At 68.8% G+C, this 11,158-nt stretch carries 8 protein-coding genes and 1 pseudogene; 7 read left to right on the top strand and 2 right to left on the bottom strand.

Annotated elements, in window-relative coordinates; genetic code table 11:
• Nucleotides 1-186: 186 nt before the first annotated feature.
• Nucleotides 187-1,167, bottom strand: a complete 981-nt coding sequence (locus tag ACWEK3_RS41245) for a zinc-dependent alcohol dehydrogenase family protein (protein WP_453252155.1) — start codon at nt 1,165-1,167, stop codon at nt 187-189.
• 378 nt (nt 1,168-1,545) lie between these two features.
• On the bottom strand, nt 1,546-2,043 hold the full coding sequence (locus tag ACWEK3_RS41240) for a hypothetical protein (RefSeq protein ID WP_453252154.1): 498 nt from the start codon (nt 2,041-2,043) through the stop codon (nt 1,546-1,548).
• Between the two features lie 669 nt (nt 2,044-2,712).
• Between ACWEK3_RS41240 and ACWEK3_RS41235 the strand changes: the two genes are divergently transcribed.
• The 7 genes and pseudogenes from ACWEK3_RS41235 to ACWEK3_RS41205 all read left to right on the top strand — a co-directional run.
• Nucleotides 2,713-3,234: an RNA polymerase sigma factor gene (locus tag ACWEK3_RS41235; protein ID WP_450544788.1), complete on the top strand. Its 522-nt coding sequence runs from the start codon at nt 2,713-2,715 to the stop codon at nt 3,232-3,234.
• Between the two features lie 2 nt (nt 3,235-3,236).
• Nucleotides 3,237-3,926 (top strand): hypothetical protein, encoded by a 690-nt coding sequence (locus ACWEK3_RS41230; RefSeq protein ID WP_450544789.1) that lies wholly within the window; start codon nt 3,237-3,239, stop codon nt 3,924-3,926.
• 503 nt (nt 3,927-4,429) lie between these two features.
• Nucleotides 4,430-4,978 carry a GNAT family N-acetyltransferase gene (locus ACWEK3_RS41225; protein ID WP_450544791.1) on the top strand — a complete coding sequence of 183 codons (549 nt, stop codon included), beginning with the start codon at nt 4,430-4,432 and terminating at the stop codon, nt 4,976-4,978.
• A 207-nt stretch (nt 4,979-5,185) separates the two neighbouring features.
• Nucleotides 5,186-6,502 (top strand): acyltransferase family protein, encoded by a 1,317-nt coding sequence (locus tag ACWEK3_RS41220; RefSeq protein ID WP_453252153.1) that lies wholly within the window; start codon nt 5,186-5,188, stop codon nt 6,500-6,502.
• A gap of 862 nt (nt 6,503-7,364) precedes the next feature.
• Complete coding sequence (locus tag ACWEK3_RS41215; protein ID WP_453252152.1) at nt 7,365-7,931, top strand: hypothetical protein; 567 nt, start codon at nt 7,365-7,367, stop codon at nt 7,929-7,931.
• A gap of 672 nt (nt 7,932-8,603) precedes the next feature.
• On the top strand, nt 8,604-9,605 hold the full coding sequence (locus ACWEK3_RS41210; RefSeq protein WP_453252151.1) for a BtrH N-terminal domain-containing protein: 1,002 nt from the start codon (nt 8,604-8,606) through the stop codon (nt 9,603-9,605).
• Between the two features lie 1,158 nt (nt 9,606-10,763).
• Nucleotides 10,764-11,158 (top strand): annotated as a pseudogene (locus ACWEK3_RS41205) (hypothetical protein); the annotation flags it as partial.

The raw sequence follows: 11,158 nt of genomic DNA, 5'->3' as shown, positions 1-11,158 counted from the left end.
CGCCCATTCCGTGAGATTCACACCCTGACAACGACGCTCACTCATACATGGTTACGCTCACATACCCGACTTCGACGGCCAGCAGTTGAAGACCCCGGTCCCGGGATGCACGTCGGCGGCCTCGGCGACGTACGACAGCACCGTCCCGGACACCGGGATCCAGCAGCGGGTGGTCCGCTGCGGTGGTCACCTCTGCGGATCGATAAGGATCTTCCCTGCGGGTCCGGCTGCCGGATCTTTGAGGTGGCCGGCGAGTTCGCTGAGCCCGATGCGTTGCCCGACGGCCGTGCGCAGGCGTCCGCGGCGCAGGCTCTCGAAGACCGGTGCGAACAGCCCGGACAGGTGCTGCCCGCCGTCCTTCTGAACGATGTCACGCAGGCGGAAGAGCTCCACGCGTACGTCCCTGCGGCCGGTGAGGCACTCCACCGAGAGCGGTGTTCCCGACAGCAGGCCGTAGTGGACGAACACGCCGCCGCCGACCGTCAGCGTGAACACCTCTTCCCCCACGGCGCCACCGACGCAGTCGAAGGCCACATCGGCGCCGTGGGGGCCGATCACCGACCGCAACCGTTCGCGCCACCCGGGCTCGTTCGTCCGGATCACGGCCCGCCACAGGGACGGCTCGGCCACAGTCCGGCCCGGCGTTCCCCGCACGACCCCGACCGGTGCGACACCACGATCGGTCAGGAGTTCCGCCAGGTGTCGGCCGATGGCCGATGTCGCCGCGGTGACCACCACATTCCGCACGCCCGGCCGACAGAACCGCTCGACCATCGTGACGGCCGTCAAGGGGTTGATGTAGGCGAAGCAGGCGACCTCATCGGGAAGGTCGTCCGGCACAGGAACACACCAGGAGTAGTCGAGTCGCTTGTACTGCTGCCAGGCCCCGGCGGACCCCAGTGGCAGGACACGCCGGCCCACAGCCGCAGCAGGCACGCCCGGACCGGCGGCGTCGATCACACCCACGCCCTCGAACCCCGGAACCATGGGAAACGAAGTCCGCGACCCGTAGGCACCCGAGACGGTGACCTCGTCCGAGGGGTTGACGGTCGACGCGACCATGCGCACCACGACCTCACCCGTGCCAGGATCCGCAGGCCCGTCCACATCACGCAGGGCCAGGACTTCGGCGAGCGGTCCGGGCGAGCCGGCAACGGCAGCCAGCACCAACAGTCTCCCTACCGTGCACTCATCAGGACACCTCATCCTACGAACGAACCTCGACGACACGAACTCAACCGTTGATCCGCTTCGACGTATGGCTGCGGTACCGCAGCGCCAGCGTGCCCTCCTCGGCGCCCGACTGGGCGACCGACGACGAGTATGTGACCTACCGGGCCCGTCCCGAGGCCGCCGTCTGGGACCGCCACCACCCTGACTCTGTCGCCGTTCCTTGGTGTCCAACCGCGCCAACACCCAGGTGATGAGCCGGATGGGGGCAACGGGTTCCCCTACCAGTGGCATCTGCTGAACGAGGACGCGTACTACGTCAACCCGGGCAACGACTACCTCTAGGGCTGCGACGCGCGGCGGGGCATCGTCCCGTCAGCGGTCCCCGTGAACGGGTTCCCAGGGGGCTTGTACGGCGGACACCGCCCGCGGGTCCTGCCACACCAGGCGGGCCACTCCCGGCACCACTCCGTTGCGGTCCGCCAGCGGTCCCGTACTCGATTCCAGCGCCTCCGCGACGGCCTCCAGGTAGCCGCCCAGCGTGCTGTATTCATGGTGCAGATAGGCGCTGTCGGTCGAAAACCAGCGGCCCACCCGGCCGGCATCCGGCCCGTCGACCATCACCATCTCCCCCGAGTAGTCGTCGTCGGCACCGGACACCGGCACCCACCCGGAAAAGCCGGCGGCGCCGGTGTCCGGATCGGTGCATGCGGTGTACACCCGGGTGACCTCGCTCAGCGGCAGGAAGGTGTACCGGGCCAGGAACTTCGCCGGATCGACCTCGCCTTCCTCGTCACCGTCGACCTCGAAGAATTCGGCGCCGTCATGCCGCAACCACAGCGCCGACACCTCCTCCGGCCAGCTCACACTCATGTGTGCCTGTGCCACCGCGATCCGCACCGGTGCGGCGGGCGGCCGCAACGAGGCATACGAATTTCGGTGCGTTGACCTTCAGTCAGGATTCGATGCGATCCCACGCCGCGAGAACGTCATGACTCACTCGACCACGGTATCCACGCGCCGGAACTGCTGCGGAGCGCTGCGCTGACCTCAAGGACCCCACCGTACGGGCCCCGCCATGTCGACCGGCGCACCGCCGTGATCGGCACCGGCGTTTCCGTAGACACCGCGCTCGCTTACCTCGCCGCCCCAGCCAGGCCGGCGACGCCTCCGGAACGCATGCAGTGTGGATCCTGCGCCGCGGCGTCTCCGGCTCCGCCTTCGGCGGAGGCACCACCGACCGTGGCCGTGGGGTGGGACTGACACCCCCGCCGCCCGGTTGCTGAACGGTTCGAGAGCACGAAGCCCCGGGGCGGGTTGCCGGACCAGGCGACCCGCCTCATTTGTGCGGCGAGACGGCGCTCTTCCGCACCCCGTGGCGTCCCCGGATGACATGGTCGTCGCCCGACGCACCGATCACCCGCGAACGGGCCGGGATCGCCCGGGCACCGCGCGCGGCGCGCGAACTCGGCTGCGAGTGACGATCGAACGATCTGCAATGCTCCCGCGTCCTAGGAGAAACACGACTGAGGGAGAGCACCGTTGCCGATCAGGAGACCGCGGGGTGCGGAGGCGGACCCGCTGGACGCGGCGCAGGCCGACCGGGTCCGCGCCGTCCTGGCCCTCGGCGGGGTTCCGCAGGACGACCTGCAGGACGGGCTCCAGCAGGTACGCCTGCGCCTGCTGGAGCGCCGGGCGCGGGGCGAGGACCCGCCGCGCAACGTGGGAGCCTGGGCCGCAGTGGTGGCCTCGAACCTCGCAGTGGACTGGCACCGCACCCGACACCGGCAGGAACGTGTCAGCGCGCGGCTCGGCCTGCTGAGCGCACCAACCGACCGGGCCCAGGACGGCACGGAGAACAGCGTGCAGGCTCTGGCTGTCGCCGAGGGGCTCGACGCCCTGCCCGCCGCCCATCGGCAGGTTCTGGTCCTGCGCTACTACGCGGACCTGTCGGTGCCGCAGATCGCCGAGCAACTCGGCATCCCCCTGGGAACGGTGAAGAGCAGGCTGTACGCGGCGGCGAAACTCCTGCGTGAGCGGCTGCACGTGGAAGAGGCGATGTGAGGGTGGAGAAGAACGACGAGCTGATGGCGGTACTGCTGGGCGAACCCTCACCTGCGCAGGCCGGGGATTCCGCTGACCGCTACGCGGACGCGGAACGCGACATGGCCGCTGTCCGGGAACAACTGCGCCGGATCGGGGACGGGCTGGCCCAACAGGCTCCCGGACGGGAGGAATCCGCCCCGGTGCGCAGCCGACAGCGCGGTCGCCGACGGCTGTTCGCCCTCGTGGCGTCCGTAGCCGTGGCGCTGCTGGGAACAGGCACGGCATACCTCGTGGCGCACAACGGGACAATGAATGGCGAGTCCGCCGCCAAGCTCACGTACGAGGGGATCATCGCCTGCGCCAGCACCGTTGCCGAGGGCACGGTGGAGCGGGTCGAGCCGGCGGGCGGGCACGACCGGTACCGGATCGTGCTGGACGTGGACCACTACTACAAACCCGCGGGCGGCGAGCGGCGGCTGTCCTTCACCGAGGAAGGCGCGAACGTCCCGGCGTACTACAAGACCGGGGTGCGCATGCTCGTCCTGGTGTCGAGCATTCCCGGAGAGGGTCCCGAGACCTACCGCGCGGGCGATCCGCCCTACGGCGAGAGCCCTCCCGGGACCGCCCGAGACGCCCTCGAGGAAGGACGCCAGAGCGTCGAGCGGGCGCTGCCGGGAGCCCGGGGCCTCGAGTGCAGCGGCGCCGGATGACCGCGCACACGGTGAAGGGCCGCCTGGGCGACGTGCTGGAACCCGACGCCAAGGTGCCGGGCCTGCACACCGGTTCGCCTCCCGCCGCGACTCACGTACAGGGTAAAGGCTTGGCCACCCCGCCTCGACGCGGCCCACCCTCTCAGGCGTGCGGTCCCGGGGCCCACGCGGCACTGGTCGTTGGGTGCAGAGCCGGATGTTGGTCGGTCGCGCTGGCCCGGCGGCGCTGGTGCGCGACGGGCGGCGTACGGTGTGGCGGGCTGGGAGCCCAGGTAGTGCCGCCACACTGCGGTGAGAACGTCGCGATCGTGCGAGGGTGTATCGGTGAAGTTCCGCTGCGACCAGGTCCCCGGCGCCACCGCGCTCGATCGGGCCCGAGCCGCGGGGAAGTTCACCCGGCTCCACGACGCCTGGTGAGCCGATCGGGCCGACGGGTCAGAAGCCGCTGCCGCTGTCGGTCGTCCGAGACTCCTGTCCGGCGGGCATGCGATAGGTTGCACGCCATGACTGAGCTCGGACCCGTCGCCTGGCCACCTGCCCCGATCAGGACCGAGCGGCTCGTGCTCCGCGAACCCGAGGCCCGGGACCGTGCGGCGTTCATCGAGCTCTTCGCCTCGCCAGAGGTGGGCACCTACCTCGGTGGCCCTCGACCACGTGATGAGCTCGAACGCGCGGTACCTGAGGTGCCCAGGCGGCGTCCTGGCCTTTTCGTGATCGCTCTCGACGGAGCGATGATCGGCATGATCACGCTCGATCGGCGCGACGCGGAGCGTCCGGGTCACGTCCGTCCGGATGCCGGTGAGGCCGAGCTCGGCTACATGTTCCTTCCGGAGGCGTGGGGACGCGGGTACGCCGCCGAGGCGTGCGCAGCGGCACTCGGCTGGTTCGCCGACACGATTCCCAGCGAGCCGGTGGTGCTCTGCACCCAGACCGCCAACGACCGCTCGATGCGCCTCGCGGCAAAGCTGGGGTTCACCGAAGTGGAGCAGTTCGAGGAGTTCGGCGCCAAGCAGTGGTTCGGCGTGTGGTCCTCGGTCACGCCGTCCGGTTGAGCTCGTGCTCGACAGCGCGGATCCACGAGGCGACCGATCGGCGCCGCCGACCGCTCCTCCTCGTGGTCAGCCACTGCCTTCTGCACCTGGCCGGTACTGCCACCCGTAACTACTCGTGACGGGAGAGAGTTTCGTATCGAGCACGGAATGGTTGCGGCGCGGCGTTCTCGCGGCATGGGCGTCGAGCTTCCGGCAGCATGACGAGGCATGGGCAGAGACCGTTACGTCGACTTCTTGCGCGCGTGGGCGATCGTCCTGGTGGTGCTTGGCCACTGGCTGATCACCGGCTTGGTCAGGGAGAGCGACGGACGGATCACCGCGCCTGAGCTGTTGGCGACAGTTCCCTGGACCCAGTGGCTGACTCTGGGCTTTCAGATCATGCCGCTGTTTTTCCTGGCCGGCGGCCACGCGGCGGGTGGCTCCTGGTCGCGGGCCCGCGCGGCAGGTGGTTCCGCGACTGGCTGGGTGGGGCGGCGTGCCTTGCGGCTGTTGCTTCCGGCGGGCACCTACAGCGGTCTTGTGCTGCTCGCCGTCGGCATCTGTACGACGGTCGGTGTGGAACCGGGCACGCTCGCACTCGTGGGCTGGGCGATGGCCATGCAGTTCTGGTTCCTTCCGGTGTACCTGTTGCTCAGCGCCCTGACGCCGCCGCTGCACGCGGCGCACCGGCGCTGGGGTCTGTGCGTTGCCGTCGTCATGGGCATGGGAGCCGCGGCCGTTGATGCGCTGGCGGTGACGGTACACGTTCCGTATGTCGGTCTGGCTGACTACGTGCTCGTGTGGGGTGTGGCCTATCAGTTGGGTTTCTGCTGGCGGGACGGTCTGCTGACCCGTCGTCGGCTGCTCTCGGCCGCGATGGCGGTAGGCGGTGGGGCGGCTTTCGCAGCGCTGGTCACTCTCGGGCCGTTCCCGGTCAGCCTGATCTTCGTGACCGGACAGGCGCCCAGCAACACCAACCCGCCGTCGGTGGCGATGCTGGCGTGGGTAGTGGCCCAGGTCGGCCTGTGTCTTCTCGTCGCGCCGGCTGTGCGGAGGTTTCTGGACCGCGAGTGGGTGTGGCGTCTGGTGCAGTCGGTCGGCGGTGCGAGCATGACGCTGTACCTGTGGCACATGCTGCCGGTGCTGGTCGTGGCCGCCGCGTTCTACCTGACCGCCCTCGCACCTGAGCCCGCCTTCGGGTCCGGTGGGTGGTGGGCGCTGCGGGCGCCGTGGCTGCTGGTGCTCGGGCTCGTTCTCGCCGGCTTCGTGGCGGCGCTGCGACCGCTGGAGCGGAAACTGGCCGTACTGTACGAAAGGACCCGTCCGGACGCCGACCGGCGCCGCTCCTGGATGCTGTGGCTCGGCCTCGCCACGAGCGTCGCTGCCCTGTCGCTCTTCGCCGTGCAGGGCTTCGCGTACGACGGGCGGTTCCCGTTCCTGCCCTCGCTGGGCCTGGCCCTGGGCATGGGTCTGTTGCTGCTGCCGGGCCGGACAGCACCGGATCATCCCGCGCAGCACGAGGACGCCCTGGAGGAGGCTGCCTGAGTTGGGCCACAGGGACCCCCTGTATCTGGGGTTTCAGCCGTTGGTTGCCCCGAGCTTTGCCGACGACGGCGAGCATGGAGCGTGCGTTCAATCGTCTGGCGGCGCGTCCTCGTCAGGGTGTGCTCGCGCCCGTCCGGCCCTGGTCCAGGCCGTGTTCGGTGAGCGGGTCCACGGTCAGACGGGCCGTCTGGCACTCGTCAGGAGCAGTACGACGAGCAGAGCGAGTGTGCGGTGAGGTCGGATCAGCACGTTCCACAGCCGTTCCAGCCGGAAATGGGCAGCACCGGCAGGAGCCCGGCACGGCGGCATGAACGTGCGACCGTGCGCCCGGCGCACTGCGAATCCCGTTCGCCCGGCGTGACAAGCCGTACGCCGGCCGGGGGATTGAGCTGAGGGGCTGACGCGGGCACGGCGGGGTGAGGGGGCGTCATGGGGCCAGGCCTCGAGCCCTCATCCGCGCGGCCACGGAACGGTGGCGCGGTCCACGCCGGATGGCGGCCGGGCTTGGGCACAGAACCCCTGGTGGGGCGGTTTCCCGTGATCCGGTCTGCGGCCTGACCGTCCCGGCATCTCTGAGCCCTTCGTGGCGGCTTTTCCAGGCGACCCGCTGCCGCACGGGTGATCAGGCGTCAGAGATCACCTTGAAGGTCTAATGCCTCATCAATCTCGTCGTCATTTGAAGATGATTGACGTTCCGTCAGCAGTCGGACGGCCGGGTCCGCGGGTGCTCTGGGTACCCTGTTCGGCTCCCCTGCACCAGCACTTCCGATACGCCCGAAATGACAGCTCTGGGGGTGGTCATTACGTTCAATCACACGTCGGCTGTTCACAGCCGGCCCCTCAGAGAGAGGAGCAAGGCGTCATGATCATGACCCGTTCCACCGCCGTCACCACGGCTATCGCCGCCGCTTCCGCACTCGCCGCGACCGGCATCACCTACGCCGCCGCCACTCCCGCATCGATTCCCGAGACGGTCCCGGCCGTCACCCAGCAGGCGCCCGCTCCGGCCTACGCCCCGATGGGCGGCGAGGACGGACAGGGCAAGGGCAACGAGGGCAACGAGGGCGGCGGCCGTGGCGGCGAAGGCGGCGAGCGCGGCGAGCACGGCAAGCGCCGCCACCACGAGATCGGCAGAATCCACATCAACGAGCGGACGTACTCCGCCGCCCCGGACGGCTGCATCACCATCGTGAGCGGCCTCGGCTCCAAGAGCCTCAACATCCGAAACGACAGCAAGCGGACCGTCGAGGTCTTCCGCGGCGCGACCTGCGACAACGGCGCCCCCATCGCCACGGTCGGCCCCCGCAGCGAAGCCAACGGCGTCAAGCCCGGCCACGCCGGGAACGTGTTCGTCAAGGACGGAGTGGTGGCCAGCTTCCGGGTCATCAAGCGCCACCACGGTGAAGACTTCGGCTTCGACGACTTCTAAACCCAGACGCAACACGCGAACCATCTAGAATCCCGGCCCGCCGCAATCGGGCCGGGCTTCTGGTTCTCAGCCCCCGAGCGCCGGCACGTGGCGCCCACACCTGACCAGTGCTTCACGGTCCACGCGCCTCGCACGCCACACTAAAGCCGGCCAGAAGGTGCCGCCCGGCTGCCCGCACCGACGTCCTCCTCCTCCACCGGTTCACCCCCAAGCAGATTCCCTCTGAAACACCCCCAGTTGGCGGTGTTCCCCAGTGACGGCCACTGTTCTCCCCCGCGGCGACCGGGTGAGCCCAAACGGGTGACGAAACCGCGTTGACCTTTTCCACCTGCAGGGTTCGCAGACGCTGCTTGGGCTCGGCGGCAGCCCGTTCCCCGAAGGCACGCACGTCCCTGATCAGGCTGTTTTGGTTCGAGTGTCCGCTTGCAGGGCCTGTTCCGAGCGACCCTTGGGGCGCCCGATGGGGGCGAGGATGCCGATCGCGGCGGACGGACTCGACGATCGCGACTGCCGGCTCCGTGTGCCCATTAGACGCCCCCACCGTGGGAGAGTCCACCATGATGGCGTGCCAGACGAACTGCCCGTACGTGACGCCTATCTCGTCGGGCCGGCAGAGGCACCGCAAGAAGAACTGATGGCCCGACGGATCATCTCCATCCAGGAAAGCATCGCATGACCACGGTGATAGACATTGATGCCCGCTGTACGCAGCACTGCGAGACGACAGCTCTGGGAGTGCTGCTGCGGCACCAGGGACTCGATCTGACGGAGCCCATGCTCTTCGGCCTCGGTTCCGGTCTGTCCTTCATCTACTGGGACAGCAAGAACATGAGCTTCCCCTTTCTCGGGGGACGGGTCAAGCCTTTCGACCTCACCAGAAACCTGGCCACCAGACTCGGGCTGGAACTCCTGGTCCAGGAGACCACCTCCCCTCGCAGGGCTTGGGAGAACGTGGTGGCCCCCATCGACGCCGGCCACCCCGTCGGACTGCAACTCGACAGCTACCACCTGGACTACTTCACCTCGAAGGTGCACTTCGGCGGTCATGTTGTCGCCATGTACGGCTACGACGACCGCGACGCCTACCTGGTGGACACCGACCAGCAAGGCGGAACGGTATCCACCAGCCTGACCAGCCTCGCCCAGGCCAGGGCCGCACGCGGTCCGATGACCGCCAAGCACCGGTCTTTCACCCTCACCGCCCCGAGGAACCTGCCCTCCGCACAGGGCCAGATCATTCCCGCCATCACCGCCTGCGCCGACGCCTTCCTCAACCCGCCCATCGCCAATTTCGGTCACCGGGGCATCGAAAAGGCCGGCAAGCTGGTACGCACATGGCTCCAGCGGGCCGACAACCCTCAACGGGACCTACCGCAGGCTGCCCTCTTGATGGAGAAGGCCGGCACCGGCGGCGCCCTGTTCCGCAACCTCTACCGCGACTTCCTCGCCGAATGCACCCAACAGTTCGACAGCAGCCACCTGCGCACCGGCCATGAGCTGTACACCGAGGCAGCCACCCTATGGACGGAAGTCGCAGCGCTGATCACAGAAGCCGGTGAATCAGGCAATGCCCAGTGCCTCGTCCAGGCAGGCACCATCCTCCACGACCTTTCACGCATAGAGCACGAGGCCATGCAGGCGCTGAGCTGCCTGGAGGCAAAAGCCCAAACCTGACCCACCCCCGACAGGCTTCAAAGAACCTGGGTCATTCAACAACTCCGGGCACTGTTTTCTGACATGGCCCCGGGCTGTCCGGAACTGAGGGCGTGCCAGTCTTCCTCGACCCCGGCGACACTCGCGTGATTCCACCCCCGTTGCGACAGGCCGTCAACGCATATGGCACTACCGCTGTTCGTGCCCTGCTGAAGGCCGGTCGAAGTGGTGCGATGAGCGGCGACACGGGGGCGGCCGATCAGCGAGTTCAGGCTCAGCCTCGTCCTGGCTGACGAGGATGCAGCCGACCTGCGCAGCCTGCCCCCTGGCCCAGGACCCCGGTGCTGGTGCCGGCCGCCTTGCAGCCCGAGCACTGGCGGACCTGACGGCCTGTCCCCCGGACAGGGCACGCTCACGCCCGCCCGGCTGTTGCACGGTCATGAGATTGATGTGCCGGACACGTTCACCGGCGCCGACCTGGCCGCACTCGCCGGCACGGCCGACGCCGCCCCCGGCCGGTAGGGGCCGCTGATCCATCAACGCGCCAGTGTTCCCGCATCCGGCCTGTCGCCTCACAGAGCAGGGCAGCGCACCGGTGCGGTCAAGCCCAAGGCTTCGAGGTCCTTGACGGGCAGCCTGGTGAAGGCCTCGCACCCCTTGGGCTGCGGCCATGGCGGAGTGCCGCACTCCCATCGGCGGACCTGCCGAACGCCGACGCCCGCCGGGTGAGGGGTCGTCATAGGCCCGGCCTTCGGCCCTCCGGGTCCTCACCTCCTTGACCACGGCACGATGCCCCGGGACCCCACCGGGCGGCGGACGGCACGAGCACAAGGCCCTCGCGGGGCAGGGCCTACTTTGATCCGGCCTATGACCCGCCCGCCCTGAAATCCAGTGAGCCCTTCGCACCGGCTTTTCCAGGCGACCCGCTGCCGCACGGGTGATCAGGCATCAGAGATCACCTTGAAGGCCTAATCCCTCATCAATCTGCCCAGGAATTGCGACAGATTGACGTGCCGTCAGCAGGTGGAGAGACGGGTCCGCGGGTGCTCTGGGTACCCCGTTCGGCTCCCCCACACCAGCCCTTCCGACATATCCGAAATGACAGCTTTGGGGGCGGTTAGTACGTTCAATCACACACCGGCTTCCAAAGCCGGCCTCTCTGAGAAGGAGCAAGACATCATGATCATGACCCGTTCCAAGGTCGTCACGGCGGGCGTCTCCGCCGCTGCCGTACTCGCCGTGACCGGCATCACCTACGCCACCGCCGCCCCCGCACCCGAGGCGGCCCCGGCCGTCGTCCAGCAGGTACCCGTTCCCGCTCAGGCGCCGATGGGCGGCGAGGGCGGGCAGGGCAAGGGCAACGAGGGCGGCGGCCGCGGCGGCGAGCAGGGCGAGCAGGGCGAGCGCGGCGAGCAGGGCAAGCGCCGCCACCACGAGATCGGCCGGATCTTCATCAACGAGCGGTCGTTCTCCGCCGTGCCCGACGGCTGCATCACCGTGGTGAGCGGTCTGGGCTCCAAGAGCTTCAACATCCGCAACGACAGCAAGCGGACCGTCGAGTTCTTCCGCGGGGC

Source organism: Streptomyces sp. NPDC004721, from assembly GCF_053601495.1.
The sequence above is the reverse complement of the archived record's forward strand: the minus strand, read 5'-3'. Positions and strand labels throughout refer to the sequence as shown.

Bases quoted from the DNA above. Each gene is read 5' to 3' on its own strand.
- ACWEK3_RS41225 (WP_450544791.1), top strand. From the start codon at position 4,430: ATGACTGAGCTCGGACCCGTCGCCTGGCCACCTGCCCCGATCAGGACC.
- ACWEK3_RS41215 (WP_453252152.1), top strand. From the start codon at position 7,365: ATGATCATGACCCGTTCCACCGCCGTCACCACGGCTATCGCCGCCGCT.
- ACWEK3_RS41210 (WP_453252151.1), top strand. From the start codon at position 8,604: ATGACCACGGTGATAGACATTGATGCCCGCTGTACGCAGCACTGCGAG.
- ACWEK3_RS41220 (WP_453252153.1), top strand. From the start codon at position 5,186: ATGGGCAGAGACCGTTACGTCGACTTCTTGCGCGCGTGGGCGATCGTC.
- ACWEK3_RS41240 (WP_453252154.1), bottom strand. From the start codon at position 2,043: ATGAGTGTGAGCTGGCCGGAGGAGGTGTCGGCGCTGTGGTTGCGGCAT.